Raw genomic sequence first — 17,522 nt, 5'->3', positions numbered from 1 at the left:
CCTTCCTTGCATATCCTTGTAGGGTAAGTTCAACGCTGCGGGGGGATCGGATGATGAGAAGACCGCAATGGCACAGCGCGCCCAACAGAAGGCGACGCGGCAGACGTAGAGTATTTTTGATTGTGGTACTGGCGCTGCTGGTAGGAATCATACAGGTGGCTGCTTATGTGGAGCAGCATTTGAAGCCGCCTATGATGCATCTGGCAAAAGTGCGGGTCAAACAAATGGCGACGGAGGCTATTAATTCAGCAATTACAGCACAGGTAGAGCAGGGGAAGACAGCTGATAATTTGATCGAATGGAGAACGGATGCACAAGGAAGAACCTCCGGCTTTGTTCTGAATTATGCAGAGCATATGAAAATTACGTCAGACACGCTCAAAGCAGTTAAGGCAACGATGGACAGCATGAGCCATTTTGATGAGAGCGTTCCGATTGGTCAGGCATTGGGCAGTCCATTGTTGGCAGCTTATGGCCCCAAGATTCCTCTAAAGGTGGAGCCGCATGGAGCGATCAAGGTGGATTTAAATACGCGGCAACAGGATGCGGGCATAAACATGATCTTGGTTGAAGTGTATATTCGGATTACGACGGAAGTGTCTGTGGTTATACCGTTTGAGATGCAACCTCAGATTGTGGAGACGGAAATCCCCGTTTCTTATTTGCTGGTGGTGGGCAACGTTCCGATGTACTACTATGACAATCAGGGAAAACCAGTAGGTAAAAATGGTGCAGCCGCTCCGCAGTTGGCGTTGCCTCCCCATTCCATAGAGAGTAGCGGCGCTATAGATTCCAGCATAGTAAGTGTTCCAGAGGTACAGGAAGACCCAAACTCCTCTAGTCAGCCCCCAACGCCATAGAGCAGAATGGAGTGACGTGAGTTGCTCTGGAAAAATAAAAGGGACCCTATGAGGAGGTCCCTTTTGTCTTTCCTGTTTTGAGCGCTTTGCGTTCGGACTGCTCCCACTGTCTTAATAATGGATACGGGTCAAAGGACCAATCTGCCCAGCCATTGTCCCGATATATACCATAGTGCAGATGCGGTGGAAACTTGCCTTGGGTACCAGGTTTTCCATAGCCCGAGCTTCCGACCCAGCCAACCGTCTGGCCAGGTGTAACGACGTCTCCGTTGTGAACGGTTTTGTCAAAGCCGGAAAGGTGCGCATAGTAGTGATAGCGGTTGTTGAGATCTCGGATTCCGATGCGCCATCCTCCAAAGGGATTCCAGCCCTTCATTTCAACTACACCGTAGCAGGTACTGCGAACTGGAACTCCGTAGCCAGCAAACAGGTCAGTTCCTTCATGTATACGGTAGCCCCCCCAGCTGCGACGGCTTCCCCATGTGCTGCGGTAGCTATAAATGCTGCCTAAAGGAAGGGGGAAAGCTTGACTGACCAGATCCAGCTTGCCATACGTCCGATACAGCTTGGCAAACTGCTGAACTCTTTGAACTGCGCGGCTGTTATGGTAATATTCCCAAACAGCAATACCAAATTCATCCTCGTTGTTTCCATACTTTCCGAGATAAGATGCGATGCTGAACAGCAGATCCTTGTCATTATTACGGTCAGCAATTCCATCACCCGAACCGTCTTGTCCCAGCCCGGAAAATAGTTCTATGGAACGTGGATTTTGATCCTCCGAATCAGGGTTCATCAAGCCGGACCAGATCGGTCCCGTAACGAAAATACCTATGGTCCGTTCTGCATGCTTGCGATCTTTGGGATGAGCCACCGTAAGTGTACGTTCATACTGGTCGATGGCGGCCAGCCTGTACCAAGGGACTCCTGTCAGGGCTTCGATGGAACGATATAAAGCAAGCCTGGAAATATACATTGAAGACTGTGCATGTTCAGCATCTACATTAACTGTCAGGCTGCTTCCGGCGGACGAGGATTGTAAGTGATTGGCAAAGGCATGGGCAGGAAGCGGACAGGCCGTTGTCAGTGTAGCAGCGCATATCAGCAGCGATAACAGACGAACAGCGCGGGCTGTCCGCGTAGGGTAAGGCACGTGAACCGACCTCCTATAGAAGGGCTTAACCGCCCAGTAAATTCTAGACCCTATTCAATAGCGTGAATAGGGCGCTTTTGTTTAGATTGAGCCATATCCGCCGCTTTTATCCATATAAAAAGTTTACTTTTTTCGGCATCAATGTCATATCAAAAAGGGAACAATGAATGGAGGTTTTTCCATGGCTTTCATGTTATAATGTATGACAATGACAGCTTAAGCTTATCAGAAAGAAGGTCTATGCCATTGTCTAGAAAAGAGAAGGAAGCTAAGCCCGACTGGATTCGTATTAAACTTACGACAGGCGATAACTATCAAGAAATCAAGAGCATGATGCGTTCCAAGACATTACATACCGTATGTGAGGAGGCACGATGCCCTAATATATATGAATGCTGGGCCAATAGGACAGCTACATTTATGATTTTGGGTGATATTTGTACGCGTGCGTGTCGTTTTTGCGCAGTAAATACGGGATTGCCTACGGAACTTGACTTGCAGGAGCCTGATCGCGTCGCGGAAGCGGCTGGGAACATGAATTTGAAGCACTGTGTCGTAACCAGTGTGGCTCGCGACGATTTAAAAGATGGGGGCGCTACTATATTTGCAGAAACGGTTCGTGCGATTCGCGGCCGGTTACCTTTGTGCAGTGTAGAAGTATTGATTCCCGATTTTATGGGCGATATTGAATCGCTGCGAATCGTCATGGATGCCAAACCAGATATTCTGAATCATAATATTGAAACGGTGGAGCGCATGTCCGACAAGGTTCGGGCTAAAGCGAAATACCGTCGCTCTCTGGAGCTGCTTCAACGTGCGAAGCAATTAAATCCGGCTATTCCAACGAAATCAAGCATCATGCTAGGTGTCGGAGAAGAGTGGGACGAGATCTTACAAGCCATGGATGATCTGCGTAAAGTCGATTGTGACATTCTGACAATTGGTCAGTATTTGCAGCCGTCCGAGAAACATTTATATGTGCAAAAATATTATCCACCGGAAGATTTTGCGAAGTTAAAGGAAGAGGGATTACAGCGGGGATTCAGCCACGTCGAATCTGGACCGTTGGTCCGCAGCTCCTACCAAGCGCATGAGCAGGTGAAGTCAGCCGCTCAGCATAAGGAAGAAAGCGCCCTTTCGCAGGCTTGATCCGGGAAAGGCGGTCAGAATAGCTTGTTTCAAATCGGTGGTAAAAACTATGAATTGTTGCAGGATCACAAGAACGGATGGAATCCCGAAGCGTTTCGTGATCGGTATAGTGAAGTGCTGGATCGCTATGATTACATTATTGGTGATTGGGGTTACAATCAGCTGCGTCTGAAGGGCTTTTATCGAGACGGCCATCCCAAAGCAAATAAGGATACATCTATAGGGGTACTGGACGATTACATTAATGAATACTGCAATTTTGGCTGTGCCTATTTTGTGCTGCAAAAAAGCCGTGAAGTGGTTAATAAAAACGGCGTCAATGATGAAATCGTTGCTCCAGATATTCAGCAGTTGGTAGATGCTCAAAGGGAACAAGCGGGAACGTTAGAAACCGAAGAGCAGCAAGAAGTATTGCAACATATAGCTGGAGAACAGGAGTGGCCGCAACCACAACAGGATTCCACAGCTACGGAGGAATCGCTAGTGGAGCAGCCTCGAGAATTCCGAGAACCACGCGAGTTGCAACGTCGGGAACCGAAGGATGCCCAGGAAGTACGTGAGCGACAGCCGCGTGAAGCTCGCGAAAGTCGTTCATCCAGAGAAGGACGTGAAGGAAATCGGCAACGTGAGCCACGTGAAGCACGTGATTCGCGCCAGCCAAGAGAACCACGTGAAGCAAAGGATGGACGCAATCCGGGTGAAGGGCAGCAAACTCGAGAACCGCGTAGACAGCGCAATCAGCAAGGGAATTTCGATAAAAAGGAATCGCGTGGACCACGCTATGAGCGTCAACCAAAGGAAAATCGGGAGGGACGGCAAGTTCGTGTCTCACGTGAACCTGAGGGCCAGCGTCAGACCCATCCAGCTGCTAAAGCCGAAAAAACTGAGGGTAGTAAAAAGAATAAAACATTTACTGCTCCACAACAAAACGGTTCCTGAATTTTCAGGAACCGTTTTGTTTGTAAAAAAAGAGCCAGAGTCGGCTCTTTTATAGGTTCTAATTAAGAAAGGCGTTGCGTACTCGATCCCAAAATGGGAAAGGACGGTAACGAGCGAAGCTGATCTTCTGACTTGCGACCTGACATCGAACAGAGATTAAGTCATCCACAGGAAAGTTCAGGTGATCTACTGTCAATAAAAGACGCTGATCTTTCCGTGAAAAAATATCACAATGATGATGTTTGGGCAGTAGCAATGGCGATCCTAGTGTCCGATACACGCGGTTATTAATGGAAGCGATCTCAGTCAATTGCAATGCTTCAATGGTGGGATGAACCATAGCTCCGCCAAGTGCTTTATTATAGGCGGTCGTCCCTGAGGGGGTAGAAACACATATACCGTCACCGCGAAACATTTCAAAGGTGATATCGTTAATATCTACTTGGGCAACGACAGTGCCATCCACCCCTTTTAACGTAAACTCATTCAAGGCAATAAAAGAAGCATTGCCTGATTTCTTGTGAATTTCCAACTCAATCAGTGGATACTTAACGATTCTCGGGTTAAGCGGTCCCTCAGATCCGCTTTGGCTCATCAGGTGGATTAGCTCCTCCAGCTCGTCCGCACGCCAATCGGCGTAAAAGCCTAGATGACCGGTATGTACACCAACAAAGGCAATATCCGGAATGCGGTCGATGAAGGTATGAAACGCATGAAGCATTGTACCATCGCCTCCAATAGACACGACGATTTCCGGCGATTCGGCATCCAGCTTGAAATTCTTTTCTTGGGCAAGACGGTGAAATTGCTGACTCAAGTCCATGGAGTGCTGATCCCCGCGATCCAGAACATAATATCTCAAGATGAAAAGCTCCTTTGTCATGGGTATATATCGATCATAATCAATTATGAGCAAGAACACAATCGTTCATTGCCTGTGTGTTCTTCTCAAACGTACGTATAAGCGACGGGTACCCACACTCAACCATGAGAGACTAAGCATTCCAGCCAGTATAAAGCCAAGAAACAGCAGACTTTGCAACAGCATGGCGGACGAGAAGCCAGGGGACCATACGATGTCGTATATTGGAAAAAAGACTGGAGAGCTTCCCTGTCCCATCAGAGGCTGCCATAACACGAGAGCGAGCAGTGCCGAGATGAAGCCGTGCGCAGCCCGGGCCAACAAAAATGGCATATAACGAAGATCCGTCATATTTAAAATACTTGCAACCTGCGCATGAACCGATAGCCCGCCCCAGGAGAGCACAAAAGCGGCTGCGGCTACCTTGAATGGTATCGCTGCCGTGGCTTTACCTGCGGCCTGCGCTCCTAAAGTGACTTCGAAAATACCACCTACGATGGACTCCGTTAACGTAGGAGGAAGACCACATGCAGTCAAGAGGTTTGCCGTAAGCAGATGAAGCCCGCTCATTAAACCGGAGTTCGTCAAAGCTTCTAAAATGACGCAGAAGAATACAACTAGCCCTCCTACGACAATAATAAGGCGTAGGGAGGAAGTAATCGCCTGACGGAGTAACTCACCCAATGGACGACCATCTTCCAAACGAGCTGTATGCATGGCATATAATGCTTGGCGTAGGGGTCCAGGCTGTCTATTGCGACCAGCAGCTTTTGTATTTGTGGACTTCGACCAGGCTTTTGGAGTAGGTTGAGGGCGGTCGCTGCGAGTATCTGTTTCCCCTGAACGAGAACCGTGGAAGCGCATAAGTAGCCCGATGATGAGCACACCACCATAATGAGCCGCGCCCAGTACGAGTGCAATTTCTGGTTGATGGAAGAAGCCAACGGAAACCGCACCGATCAAGAATATCGGATCAGAGGAAGTCGTAAATGCGACCAAACGCTCTCCTTCAATGCGTGTGATCCATTTTTGCTCCCACAGCTTGGCTGTTAGTTTAGCTCCAATCGGGTAACCGGATGCACAGCTGACCGCAGCGACAAAACCTCCACAGCCAGGTACACGGAATAGAGGCTGCATCAGCGGATCCAACAGCGCACCTATGAAATGAACAATTCCGAAACCGAGGAGAAGCTCGGAAATAACGAAAAACGGGAATAAAGATGGAAACAGCACGTCCCACCAGATGGCAAGCCCCCGAAGCCCGGCATTCAGAGAAGATTGCGGGTATACAGCCATAAGTATAAATAGGAATAGCAGTGAAAGGATGAGCAGAGGAAGCGAGTAACGACGGTATAGCGACATAGAGGCCCCTCCTTTGGAGTTGTACTATTATACCTATGTCGGGGATGGACAAAGAGTACAAAAAAAACAAAGAAAACGGTTACATTTGTTGCTGTATTTTTGTAAATAGTATGTTAAAATAGGAAAACAACGATCCATAACCTTAAGGATGGAGTGATCAGGATGAGTATCGTTGCCGGTCTGTTCGTATGTGCTTTTGTGTATGTTATTCGTGCCTCTCTCGTCCATTCCGGTGAAGAGGATTGGCGGAGTTATTAATTGTATTTATAGAATGACGAAGCTATGTGCAACGAAGCACATCCTCTTCATATGTTAAATTGATAAAATGACGCTTATTTTTAGCGTCATTTTTTGTTTTTTGTTATAATACGGGTGTATATTTATTACCATAGCACAGAAAGTTGGAGGAAAAGTGAACCCTAGCCTGAGCATTTATGACAACCTTGGGGGCGCGGAAGGTATTCGTGCTATTATTGAGGCCTTCTACCCGAGAGTTTATAAAGATCCGTTGTTAAGTCCCCTGTTTCCTAAAGACATGGAACCGGTTAAGGAAAAGCAGTTTATGTTCCTGAGCCAGTTTTTTGGAGGACCGTCCCTTTTTTCTGATGCATATGGTCATCCGATGTTACGTGCGAGACATATGAAGTTTCCCGTTACGGAGGAGCGAGCAGAGGCATGGTTGTCTTGTATGGCAGGTGCGTTAACGGATACGGGCATTGAGGAGCCGCTTCGTTCCATCATACTTAACCGTTTGTCTGGTCCTGCGCATCATTTTGTAAATACCCCGTAAGCTTGCGGGGATTGCCGAATTTTGGAGAGGGTTGTAAAAACATTGGAACTTGAACCGTTATATCAGATTAAAATCACCTGCACACATTGTGAAGAAGAATTTCAGACATCTCGTGTCAGACCAAGCCTAAAGAAGGCCATTCGTACAGATTCAGATTTTTGCGCTTATTATAAGAATGAAAATCCGGATTTTTATGTCGTAAGGGTCTGTCCTCATTGTGGGTTTACCTCGACAGAGCACTCTACCGTTCAGTTAAGCGATCAGCAAACCAAGATTTTTAGAGATAAAATCGGTAATCGCTGGCAGTCTCGCGAATATGGCGGGCATCGTAGCTGGGAAGAGGCATTAGAAACGTATAAACTGGGTTTACTCTGTGCCCAGGTCATCGGAGAAAAGGAACGCGTAGTAGCCAGTCTATTACAGCATATCGCATGGATGTACAGATACCAGGGAAATGAGGAGCAGGAGCTTCGCTTTCTCAAATTTAGTCTGGATTCTTACGTTCGGGTTTATGAACTGGAGGGTGTCGGGGCGAATAATGCCAAACTGCTGTATCTGATTGGTGAATTGCATCGACGTACAGGGAACTTTAACGAAGCGGTACGCTGGTTTTCGCGTGTCATTAATGACAAAAAGATTATGGATGCAGCCATGATCCGGGCTTCCCGCGAACAGTGGTCTGTACTGCGAGAACAAATGATGGCTAAAAATTTCCAACTGCCGGAGGAAATGCAAGACGCAAGCTCCTCCTGAAGAAATAAAGGTGTGCACTATGGCCGATTTAGGCTCATGGTTCACACCTTGTTTGTAAAACGGGTTATATTCTCTTACAACTCATGAATTAATGATGACGCAATGTGGTATCTGACAGCAAATAATCGTCATCACAATCCACTAAAGTAACCTTGTTATGGCAACATGGAAACACAAGCAGCTTTTTCATACCTTCGTGTATGAGCTTAAGTTCTTTAGGCTTCAGGGGCAGCAATACATTATCCTGGTCGCAAAACGGACAAGACTGTACATAAACGTCTCCCATGACGATGTCATAAGGCCAGGTTTTATGAAAAGGGATCATGATTTGTCCGATTCTCCGCCGTTCGGGTCAGCGGTTTCTTCTTTAGCCAGTTCGGCCAGCTTTTGCATCAAAATGTGCTGGGGTGTATGCATAAGGTGTTCCAGCGGAATACCGAGCTTTTCGGATAATTTCACAGCCGTTTCCGGCGAAATTTGTAAGGGTCTCATTCTGTTTTCCTCCCAATTGTAGTGATTTACTATCACGATGTAGCTTTATTGTATATGAAACCACATGAATTCGCCAAAAAAGAAAGGTGGAACTATTATGAAAACACCGTTAAAGCAAACATGGGATCTGGAATCTATTTTTAGCGGAGGGTCTTCCTCTGCCTCATTCCATGCATTTTTGGAAGAATTGGAAAGCAAGGTCCAACAGCTGCAGTCCCAGCTTAAAGCAGCTAAAGTACCACAAACGGTATTGGATACCGAGCGTCTGGATAGTGTATTGAGTAGCATCCAGGAGCTGTTTAATGGCGCGTCGCAGGCGGGTTCCTTTGTCTCTTGTCTAACTGCTCAAAACCAGCACGACAAGCTGGCTGTTCAACTGGGAGCGCGTGTCAACACGCTGTATGCCCAAGGGAAAAGTGCTTTAGTATCTTTCCAGAACTTGCTGGCACAAACCAGTGAAGACATTTGGCAGAAATGGATGGAGCGCGAAGCTATCCAGCCGATTTCTTTTGTCCTGAACGAATATCGGAACGAAGCACGTGAAAAAATGGCTCCTGAGCTGGAAAGCCTTGCATTGGATCTGGCAGTGGATGGCTACCATGGATGGGGCGACTTCTATGATACCATTGTCAAAAATATGACGATCCCTGTACCGGAAAATGGCGAGATCGTAAACCTGTCTGTAGGTCAGGCGGCTAATAAGCTGGATGAAGCAGATCGCAGCGTACGTAAAGATGTGTTTGCACGTTGGGAAGAGGCATGGACTCAGGTAGAGGACTATTGCGCGGATACATTGAATCATTTGGCAGGCTTCCGTCTGAAGCTATATGAAAAACGAGGCTGGACAGATGTGCTTAAGGAACCGCTGGAAATCAGCCGTATGTCCGCACAAACGCTGGATACGATGTGGCAGGTTATTAATGAAACGAAGCCTATTGTAGTTAAATACTTGGAGCGGAAAGCAAAGCTGCTGGGCTTAGAGAAGCTGTCCTGGCATGACGTTGAAGCTCCGCTGGGAACATCAACCACTAAAATCCCTTACGACGATGCTGCTGTAACGATTGTTGAGCAATTTGGTAAGTTTAGCTCGAGAATGGCTGACTTTGCCCAAATGGCTTTTGAGAAAAGTTGGATTGAAGCAGAGGATCGTCCTGGCAAACGTCCGGGTGGTTTCTGTACATCTCTGCGTCTAAGCAAAGAGACCCGTATTTTTATGACCTATGCCGGATCGCCATCCAACGTTTCGACACTGGCCCATGAGCTCGGACACGGTTATCACCAGCATGTGATGAATGAATTGCACCCATTGAATCAGAATTATGCCATGAACGTAGCTGAGACGGCGTCGACGCTGGCAGAACTTATTGTATCAGATGCTTTGCTGGAAGCTGCCGAGGGTCAGGAGAAGGTAGCTTTGCTGGAGGATAAAATTCAGCGTGGTGTAGCCTTCTTTATGAACATTCATGCCCGTTTCCTATTTGAAACCCGTTTTTACGAGTTGCGGAAAAAAGGAGTCGTAGGAGCACAACAATTAAGCGAGTTGATGGAACAAGCGCAGCGTGAAGCGTTTAGTGGTATCCTGGATGAGGCTCATCCTCATTTTTGGGCATCCAAGCTGCATTTCTATATTACGGACACTCCTTTCTACAACTTCCCGTACACATTCGGGTATATGTTCAGTGCAGGAATTTACGCTTTTGCGAAGGAAAACCCTGACGGCTTCGCCGACCAATATGATGCCTTGCTGCGTGATACAGGTCGCATGACAGTCGAAGAATTGGCTTCCAAGCACTTAGGTACCGATTTAACACAGGCTGACTTCTGGCGTAATGCTGCGCAAGTTACTGTTCAGGATATTGAGCAATTTTTACAAATGACAAAATAACGGATTTACACTTTTGAAAGGTCTCCTATAAGGGAGGCCTTTTTTGTAATTTTTGCAGAAGATGATGAACAAAGTCGCAAAATGTCGAAGTGTAATTAACATTACCTGTTGGCGAAATTTAAAATGATGGATATACTTAGAAAATAGTTATAAATACCCAATTATGTTGGTTTTGATTGTAAGGTTAAAAATCTTCGCATATAATTGAGCCGTAAGACCTATTAATTATTTTTGAATAAGGTACATAGGAGGGTTTTTGTAATGGATGAAGTAGGTCAATTGTCGTTGGCAAGGCAGATGGATATCGTTTTAAAAGAACTGGATAATGAACTGGCGGGTTTGTCGTCAGGCATCGTATTTGTACAAATACGTAACAATGTAGTTGGGAAGTTTGGGATTCGCCATAATCCGCTTGCAGGTAAAGGTGGCACGTTAGCAGCAGTAGAACCGGGGTTATCAGCAAAGCATCGGGAGGATTTTCGGCGTATGGCCCTAGAAACGCTAAATCATAAGCGTAGCTGGACTCATGGTGAGATTGCTTTTGATTTCGCCATCAGACAAGGAACGATTTTGGTAGATGCAACACTGGAGTCCAACTACAACATGGCGAATCTCATGATCCGCTACAACAAGCCTACATACCGAGCGGCTAATTCGGAATAATCATCAATATGAGAATTTTGCAAAATCCTAATTTAAAAAAGAGAAAAGGCGGCCTTCCTTGGGAAGACCGCCTATGTTATATGCCCGTTATAACGCATTTTGGTAAATTACGATGAACGGAATGCTCATGTGGAATAATGACGCTTATTGACCTGAACGTCCTGATAATTGCTGTTCGGCCAGCTGTACCAAGCGTTTAGTGATATAGCCTCCCAGAGAACCAGCTTCACGGGATGGCATGTCACCGTAGTAACCGTCTGCCGGAATGGTGATGCCCAGCTCTTGTGCAGCTTCATATTTCAATTGTTGCAGTGCGTTGTTGGCTTGAGGAACAACAAGGTTGTTACTGCGACGACTTCTGCCTTGATTAGCTTCATTCATGTGTAGTCACCTCCTTCGGCTGTGATGAGGTTAGTATGCGACAGAGTTATGAAAATATGCGCCGAAGGAAGGAAAGTGACTAGAGGGAAATTACGGATATATGATATGAATCTGAGTTTTGAGATCGATGGATTGCTTAGGCTCCAGACGGATCAGCCCGCCTCCTTCAACAGGATCAGGTAAATTAGGAGCATCTGACAGCCAGGTATAAGGCTCAATGCAAAGATACTGATCGCATTCACCTTTGGTGTATAACACCCAATACTTAAAGTATTGCTCATCTGCTGTGTAGCGGATTTGATAACCATCATCACGAGTCAAAAGAGCTACAGCAGGGCCTTCCGTTGCCCGCAGCAGCGTGTCTAGATTTGTTCCTTTCAGTGAAAGACCCGAAGAGAGCTGTTCCAAGTCATTCAACGAAGTAATCATACCTGTAGGTAGCTGTTCAGCATCCTGCTCATATACGCCGTTCACAGGTAGCTTTAGGCGCCAGCGCTCAGGTTCTCCGTCCACCATAAACCAAGTGTGATATCCCAAGCCAAATGGGGCTGCTTTTTCACCCAAATTGGTTACGCGCAGCGTTTGACTTAATATAGCACCCTGCAAGCGATACGTCATCTCCAGACGCAAAGGAATGGGGAATTGTTCCATCCAGTGCGGATCACTTTCTGTCAAAAGCTCGGTAGTGACACTGCAACCTTCTTCATCCTCTTCAATATCACTGCAGCGCCAGGATTGATTACGATGCAGACCGTGTATATGGTTGTCATTGGCTGTATTTCGGTCGAACTGGTAAGGAACACCGTCAAACTCAAATTGTCCTTTGCGAATTCGGCCAGGAGGAATCAAAATGGGCAAGCCAAAATGATAAGGCTTTTGTAAATAAAAAGCCAATTCTTCCTCACCGGGCCGACGTACGATATCCCTGTCGAGCTTCAGATCACGCACTGAGATAATATTATTCCCGAGGCGAGGGATCATCGTAACTTCCAGTTCACCACTATGTAAAACATACGTGTCGTAACCGTTCCAGTGTTCTTTGGTCACTTGTTTCATATCCATGCTCCTTTGTCCACTATAATCGGTTGAAGCTTCGTGTCATTATGATAACAGATTTTTGATCGTAGGGCACAATCGTCATTTGACAATAACATTATGCGGAATTATCATTAATGTAGTTTAGAAAGTAATGACATGGATAACGCGATGATGAGGACAAGTAAGCTTTCGCATAAGCTCTTCAGAAAGCCGGTGGTGGATGGGAACCGGTGAGCCTGCATTGCTGAATGGACCTTGGAGTGCCGCACAGAACAGGATTTTACAGTCCTCAGTATGACGGCCGATTGCTCCCCGTTAACGGAGCTTTAAGATTGCAATCAGTCATGGGGCATAGCTCCGACAAGCAAAGGCTGACGGCAATGAATAAGGGTGGTACCACGGTCTCGCGTCCCTTGAGGATGCGGGGCCTTTTTGCGTTCTAAAATATTGAAATAATCGGAGGAGGAAGAATATGAAAACTGTACTTTCAGGTATTCAGCCTAGCGGACAACTTACTTTGGGCAACTACATTGGTGCAATGAAAAACTTTGTCAAATTGCAAGAGGATCACCAATGTTACTTTATGGTTCCAGATCTTCATGCGATTACCGTACCGCAGGAACCAGCTCAATTACGCGAGCAGTCGGAGGCGGTAGCGGCATTATTTATTGCAGCGGGTATTAACCCAGAGAAATCCAACGTCTTTTTACAATCCCATGTTCCTCAGCACGCTGAGCTGGGATGGTTGATGACAACACTGACGAATATGGGCGAGCTGGAACGTATGACTCAGTTTAAGGACAAGGCTGCTGGCAAGGATTCCGTAGGAGCAGGGTTGTTCGTATATCCGTCGTTGATGGCAGCTGACATTTTGCTCTACAACGCGGATCTCGTCCCGGTGGGCGAAGATCAGAAACAGCATCTGGAACTGACACGGGATTTGGCTGGCCGCTTTAATCATCGTTATGGAGATTATTTTACAATTCCCGAGCCGTATATCCCTGAAGTAGGGGCAAGAATTATGTCCCTGGATGATGCATCCAAAAAAATGAGCAAGAGTAATCCGAATGCAGGCAGTTTTATTGCGCTACTGGACGAACCGAAAGTCATACGCAAGAAAATCAGCCGCGCTACGACCGATTCTGGCAGTGAGGTTATATATGATCTGGCCAATAAACCTGAAATTAGTAATCTAATGAGCATTTACAGCCAGTGTTCCGGTTTGTCGCTCCAAGAAGTGCAGGATCGTTATGAAGGCCAAATGTACGGGACATTTAAAAAAGAACTGGCAGAGACGGTTGTGGCTATGCTTGAACCGATTCAGCAGCGCTATCGCGATATCCGGGAATCCGGTGAAATTGGACATATTTTGGCCCAATCCGCAGAGCGTGCTCAAGAAGCTGCTGAAGTCACGCTGTCTGCGGTCAAAGAGCGCATGGGCTTTCTGCCACGTCTACGCTAAAGCATATTGAGGCGAAACGAATTAGGCCTTTTATAGGATTGGATTAGGAGCGGCGTTGTCGGGCTTTGACCACGAAACCCCAGCCAATATTGCCGACAGATAATAGCCCCAGTAGAATGGCAAGCCATGCGGAATAACTGATGGATATAGCGGCTGCGGTCAGCAGGACAATGGATGAAACGGCGAACCATAGGGATAAACCTTTGCTCATTGGTAAAAACCTCCAGTGTTCGAATGTTGAATTTCAGGAATAAGTAGTTGTAAGCGAGCCATAATAATCTTGCAAGCTTGCAATGAACCTCACTCACAAAGAACTGAAAGGAGATTCAAATATGAGCAGACGTCGTTCAAACAACCTGCAAGTACCGCAGGCCAACGCCGCTTTACAACAATTAAAATATGAGGCAGCTCAAGAACTTGGCATCACCATCCCTCAGGACGGTTACTTCGGTAATGTTGTTTCCCGCGAAACAGGTTCTCTTGGGGGATATATTACGAAAAAGCTAGTCCAACAAGCAGAACAATCCTTGTCGGGCAGCAGCCGTTTGCAGTAATACACATAAACACTCCATCTTGGAAGCTGTATTATGAGCAACTGTCATGAAGAAAATCCGGAGCGATCATGCTCCGGATTTTTTTTACGCATGGCTTATGACCATTGTGAATCACGCAAGTCCGCTTCGTCAAGAGGGCGCTTTCATGAGATGTGATTTTTGGCGCGAATGGCCAAAAAAACAGCAAGCTCCCAGATTAAGGGGGAACTTGCTGTCTCTTGTTCATAAGGCTGGTTGTTAGCTTGTAAGCAGTTTTAATTCGTATGCAGGGAAAGGCGTTTTTGCATCTTTTCGTCACTGAGCCATCCGATATAACTGTTGATCAGCCCGAACTGCTTATCCATCGCGACCACAGCCACGAATGGATATTGCCTCCGGTGTCGATACCTCACGTCTCCCCATCGCACAATGTAGCCCCATTCCAGTTCTTCCACCTCGGCAACAGCAAAGGAGGAGAAATAGCGAAATGCCTGCACATCGCGATAGGATTTGGATGCTTCTACGGCAGGATGTGTGGATGGAATTGCGTGTTTCGTCCAAAATAAGTGCGAGCCATTTAATCCGCCAATGTCATAACTTCCATTCTGATGAGCTTTTACCACATGCCACCGGTTCCATGATACGGTGGGAATGATATAATAATTGTCGCCCTCCTGACGCTCGTTGTCCATATTACGTACCGCTTTTCTGGTTATAAAATGACTCCAGGTTCGCCAAATGTAATACAGGCCAATAATGACGTACAGCGTAATAAATAAGGGAGCGGGTGGAATCAATCCGGTGATCCACAGCATAATCGCAGCAACATGGGTGCCAAAAATAAAGGGATCGAAAATATGGATGATATTCCAAGATATCCACTTGTTTGTAAACGGCCGGAATGCCTGTGTTCCGTACGTATTAAATAAATCTGTGAATACATGCAGGCAGACGGCAATCGTTACCCATAATGCTACATGACCTGGGGGCACATCTCTGAAGATCAGGCAAATTAGCCCTGTTATGGACAAGATCCATATCAACCAGAAGGGAATTGAATGCGACAGTCCACGGTGATTGCGAATGTAGGCTGCATTATTTTTCAACCGAAGCAAAGTGTCAAAATCCGGAGCTTGTGACCCTACAACTGTAGCGAGCAGCACCACTGCGGCCAACTTTGGATCTCCGGCGACGACAGGGTCAGTGTAGGCCAGACCGGCCAATCCGATTCCCATGACAAAGTGTGTGGCTGTATCCATATCTGTCGCTCCTTTTGTATTGTTTCCTGTACTTATTACTACCCAAATTTACTGTAAACGATCAGCAGGGGCGATTTGCCATCGGAATTGTGAACGTTTTGTGCGTTTTCTGTCAAACTTTTTAGGGTAGGTATATGATAAAATTTATATCGGAGTTCAACTTACTCCCGAATTCATACATCTCTAAGGGGGAGTTACTCACAATGGATAATATAAGTTATAAGACTTCTTCGGATGCGGCTACCTATTCTGTAAAATCTAAACCACCCGGCAAAGCGGGCACTTGGAAAGATTTTATTACAGTTACCAAGCCAGGCATCCTTCGTACCAATCTGGTTGCAGCCTTTGGTGGTTTTTGGTTAGCATCGCAATGGGACGTTGACTATATAAAGCTAATTCTTACACTTTTAGGTACAATGCTGGTTATGGCATCTTCATGTGTTTTTAACAACTATTTTGACCGTGAGCTGGATTTGAAAATGGAACGTACACGTAATCGCTCACTGCCAACAGGGCGTCTGACCCCTACAACGGTGTTGTCATACGCTATTATTTTGGGTGTTGTCGGGTTAGCTGTTCTATTCTTCTTCTCTGGTGTAAAGGCAGGATTACTGGGATTACTTGGTATGTTCGTCTACGTCGGTATTTATACACTTTGGTTAAAACGTTCATCTACATGGAGTACATCCATCGGCGGTATTTCTGGTGCAATGCCTCCTGTAATTGGTTATGTGGCCGCTTCGGGTCGTATTGATATGGGCGCTTGGCTTTTATTCGCTCTCCTGTTCTTATGGCAGCCGCCTCACTTCTGGGCACTTGCTATTCGCAGAGTTGAGGAATATCGCGCAGCAGGATTTCCGTTGTTGCCAGTCGTAAAAGGTATCCATCGGACAAAGATTCAGATGATTCCTTATATTGTATTGCTGATTCCGGTACCCATCCTTATGTATGCTTATGGATATGCCGGTATGATTTTTATGATCGTGTCCGTGTTACTGTCCGTGCTGTGGGCATTCTATGCCTTTAAAGGTTTTACGATTAAGGAAGAAGAAACGGATTCCTGGGCCAAAAAAGTATTTTTCTTTTCCATTAACCATCTGACACTCAGCTTCTTGCTGATGATCGTCGATACGGTTCATAAATTCTAATGTCATTTTAGAGGCATTTTATAGTACACCATATAGCTGTCCAACAGGCATGAAAGCGGCCTGAGGACAGCCTTTTTTGTTATTCAAGACTAAAGAACAGGTGGCGGGTATATAATGTATTCTTCCAATCCTGCTTTTTCCAATTGAGCGATCACATATTCGTCTGGAGTCCCTTCTACGCCAGCGTATCCTTTGCGGGTATACATATGGTAGGCATCTGGAAAAGAGTCTGCAAGCACACCCCTTATTTTTTTCCCTGAGCTGTCATTGTCCATAAATAAATATATTTCGTCGTGCTTGGCTCGCTTGTGGAGGGATTCCAGTTTTATAGAGTTTAGTGTGCCGAAGGTGCATAAAATGTGAACCTCCGGGTCAAGTAATCGGCGAAGTTTGCTGCGGTCATTTTTCCCTTCGACGATCACGGTTATCGCCATTTAAGCTCACCCCTTGTCTGATACATATGCTCGAAATTCCCCGGGAAATGAAGAATATGAGTATAGTGTAGCTCCAAATAGGGTTCTCATGCAAAAAATAACAAAATAGCCTGCCAGAAGTGGCAGGCATGGGTACAAGGGACAACATGTTAGGGCAATTTAGACATTAAAACCAGCAAGTACGGAGAATGATGACGAGCAGAATATAAAGAACAAGAATGGTGCCAGTTGAAGTTCCAAAAACAGGGCAAGGGCTTACAGGATGACAGTGGCTCACAGGCTGCACCTCCCTTTATTAGTGAATGTTCAGTCAAAATAGTCTATGTGGATAGGGGTATAGTGTACTGTGCATCTGCCCT

Annotated in this window: 20 protein-coding genes and 1 pseudogene; 10 read left to right on the top strand and 11 right to left on the bottom strand. The window is 46.2% G+C overall.

Annotated features, from left to right (window positions below):
• The first annotated feature begins 50 nt into the window (after window positions 1–50).
• On the top strand, window positions 51–860 hold the full coding sequence (gene yunB, locus ACYCS5_RS09610; RefSeq protein WP_165148474.1) for a sporulation protein YunB: 810 nt from the start codon (window positions 51–53) through the stop codon (window positions 858–860).
• Window positions 861–906: 46 nt separating this feature from the next.
• Here the strand turns inward: yunB and ACYCS5_RS09605 are convergent, their stop codons facing one another.
• Window positions 907–2,013, bottom strand: a complete 1,107-nt coding sequence (locus tag ACYCS5_RS09605; protein ID WP_039272724.1) for a M23 family metallopeptidase — start codon at window positions 2,011–2,013, stop codon at window positions 907–909.
• Window positions 2,014–2,259: 246 nt separating this feature from the next.
• Between ACYCS5_RS09605 and lipA the strand changes: the two genes are divergently transcribed.
• Both lipA and ACYCS5_RS09595 read left to right on the top strand, forming a co-directional pair.
• Window positions 2,260–3,162, top strand: a complete 903-nt coding sequence (gene lipA / locus ACYCS5_RS09600) for a lipoyl synthase (RefSeq protein ID WP_029518195.1) — start codon at window positions 2,260–2,262, stop codon at window positions 3,160–3,162.
• A gap of 24 nt (window positions 3,163–3,186) precedes the next feature.
• Window positions 3,187–4,101, top strand: coding sequence for a YutD family protein (locus ACYCS5_RS09595; RefSeq protein ID WP_165148477.1), 915 nt, complete (start codon window positions 3,187–3,189; stop codon window positions 4,099–4,101).
• Window positions 4,102–4,159: 58 nt separating this feature from the next.
• Here the strand turns inward: ACYCS5_RS09595 and ACYCS5_RS09590 are convergent, their stop codons facing one another.
• Together ACYCS5_RS09590 and ylbJ are read right to left on the bottom strand one after the other, a co-directional pair.
• Window positions 4,160–4,963: an NAD kinase gene (locus tag ACYCS5_RS09590; RefSeq protein WP_013372943.1), complete on the bottom strand. Its 804-nt coding sequence runs from the start codon at window positions 4,961–4,963 to the stop codon at window positions 4,160–4,162.
• Window positions 4,964–5,029: 66 nt separating this feature from the next.
• The gene (ylbJ, locus tag ACYCS5_RS09585) at window positions 5,030–6,325 is read right to left on the bottom strand and encodes a sporulation integral membrane protein YlbJ (protein ID WP_165148480.1); all 1,296 of its coding nucleotides are present in this window, start codon (window positions 6,323–6,325) and stop codon (window positions 5,030–5,032) included.
• A 412-nt stretch (window positions 6,326–6,737) separates the two neighbouring features.
• Between ylbJ and ACYCS5_RS09580 the strand changes: the two genes are divergently transcribed.
• On the top strand, window positions 6,738–7,115 hold the full coding sequence (locus ACYCS5_RS09580) for a globin domain-containing protein (protein WP_029518198.1): 378 nt from the start codon (window positions 6,738–6,740) through the stop codon (window positions 7,113–7,115).
• 21 nt (window positions 7,116–7,136) lie between these two features.
• On the top strand, window positions 7,137–7,868 hold the full coding sequence (locus ACYCS5_RS09575) for a DUF2225 domain-containing protein (RefSeq protein ID WP_049817024.1): 732 nt from the start codon (window positions 7,137–7,139) through the stop codon (window positions 7,866–7,868).
• 88 nt (window positions 7,869–7,956) lie between these two features.
• Here the strand turns inward: ACYCS5_RS09575 and ACYCS5_RS09570 are convergent, their stop codons facing one another.
• Entirely contained in the window at window positions 7,957–8,193 is a 237-nt protein-coding gene (locus tag ACYCS5_RS09570; RefSeq protein ID WP_029518200.1) for a hypothetical protein, read from the bottom strand.
• Complete coding sequence (locus ACYCS5_RS09565; RefSeq protein ID WP_014277894.1) at window positions 8,190–8,360, bottom strand: YycC family protein; 171 nt, start codon at window positions 8,358–8,360, stop codon at window positions 8,190–8,192. Before ACYCS5_RS09565 ends, ACYCS5_RS09570 begins: the two co-directional genes overlap by 4 nt.
• A 97-nt stretch (window positions 8,361–8,457) precedes the next feature.
• Here ACYCS5_RS09565 and ACYCS5_RS09560 point away from each other — a divergent pair, with 97 nt between their 5' ends.
• Window positions 8,458–10,245, top strand: coding sequence for a M3 family oligoendopeptidase (locus ACYCS5_RS09560; protein WP_039272717.1), 1,788 nt, complete (start codon window positions 8,458–8,460; stop codon window positions 10,243–10,245).
• Window positions 10,246–10,506: 261 nt separating this feature from the next.
• Window positions 10,507–10,908 carry a hypothetical protein gene (locus ACYCS5_RS09555; protein WP_029518202.1) on the top strand — a complete coding sequence of 134 codons (402 nt, stop codon included), beginning with the start codon at window positions 10,507–10,509 and terminating at the stop codon, window positions 10,906–10,908.
• Between the two features lie 144 nt (window positions 10,909–11,052).
• Here the strand turns inward: ACYCS5_RS09555 and ACYCS5_RS09550 are convergent, their stop codons facing one another.
• Together ACYCS5_RS09550 and ACYCS5_RS09545 are read right to left on the bottom strand one after the other, a co-directional pair.
• Window positions 11,053–11,289: an alpha/beta-type small acid-soluble spore protein gene (locus tag ACYCS5_RS09550; RefSeq protein WP_013311861.1), complete on the bottom strand. Its 237-nt coding sequence runs from the start codon at window positions 11,287–11,289 to the stop codon at window positions 11,053–11,055.
• 90 nt (window positions 11,290–11,379) lie between these two features.
• The gene (locus tag ACYCS5_RS09545) at window positions 11,380–12,345 is read right to left on the bottom strand and encodes an aldose 1-epimerase (protein ID WP_165148483.1); all 966 of its coding nucleotides are present in this window, start codon (window positions 12,343–12,345) and stop codon (window positions 11,380–11,382) included.
• A gap of 454 nt (window positions 12,346–12,799) precedes the next feature.
• Here ACYCS5_RS09545 and trpS point away from each other — a divergent pair, with 454 nt between their 5' ends.
• Complete coding sequence (trpS, locus tag ACYCS5_RS09540; protein ID WP_459760979.1) at window positions 12,800–13,789, top strand: tryptophan--tRNA ligase; 990 nt, start codon at window positions 12,800–12,802, stop codon at window positions 13,787–13,789.
• Window positions 13,790–13,832: 43 nt separating this feature from the next.
• On the opposite strand, the gene ACYCS5_RS09535 is transcribed toward trpS, so the two are convergent.
• Complete coding sequence (locus ACYCS5_RS09535) at window positions 13,833–14,000, bottom strand: hypothetical protein (protein WP_007431986.1); 168 nt, start codon at window positions 13,998–14,000, stop codon at window positions 13,833–13,835.
• Between the two features lie 121 nt (window positions 14,001–14,121).
• On the opposite strand from ACYCS5_RS09535, the gene ACYCS5_RS09530 reads away from it, so the two are divergent.
• Complete coding sequence (locus ACYCS5_RS09530; protein ID WP_013311857.1) at window positions 14,122–14,343, top strand: alpha/beta-type small acid-soluble spore protein; 222 nt, start codon at window positions 14,122–14,124, stop codon at window positions 14,341–14,343.
• Between the two features lie 254 nt (window positions 14,344–14,597).
• Here the strand turns inward: ACYCS5_RS09530 and ACYCS5_RS09525 are convergent, their stop codons facing one another.
• Window positions 14,598–15,581, bottom strand: coding sequence for a metal-dependent hydrolase (locus tag ACYCS5_RS09525; RefSeq protein WP_039272715.1), 984 nt, complete (start codon window positions 15,579–15,581; stop codon window positions 14,598–14,600).
• A gap of 203 nt (window positions 15,582–15,784) precedes the next feature.
• On the opposite strand from ACYCS5_RS09525, the gene cyoE reads away from it, so the two are divergent.
• Window positions 15,785–16,729, top strand: a complete 945-nt coding sequence (gene cyoE / locus ACYCS5_RS09520; RefSeq protein WP_013311855.1) for a heme o synthase — start codon at window positions 15,785–15,787, stop codon at window positions 16,727–16,729.
• Between the two features lie 89 nt (window positions 16,730–16,818).
• On the opposite strand, the gene ACYCS5_RS09515 is transcribed toward cyoE, so the two are convergent.
• Both ACYCS5_RS09515 and ACYCS5_RS09510 read right to left on the bottom strand, forming a co-directional pair.
• A complete protein-coding gene (locus ACYCS5_RS09515) occupies window positions 16,819–17,163 on the bottom strand; it encodes a toprim domain-containing protein (protein WP_029518206.1) in 345 nt (114 codons plus the stop codon).
• A gap of 166 nt (window positions 17,164–17,329) precedes the next feature.
• Window positions 17,330–17,398 (bottom strand): annotated as a pseudogene (locus tag ACYCS5_RS09510) (YjcZ family sporulation protein); the annotation flags it as partial.
• Between the last annotated feature and the right edge of the window lie 124 nt (window positions 17,399–17,522).

Source organism: Paenibacillus sp. SEL3 (genome assembly GCF_054602585.1).
This window is presented reverse-complemented; position numbering and strand designations above follow the sequence as displayed.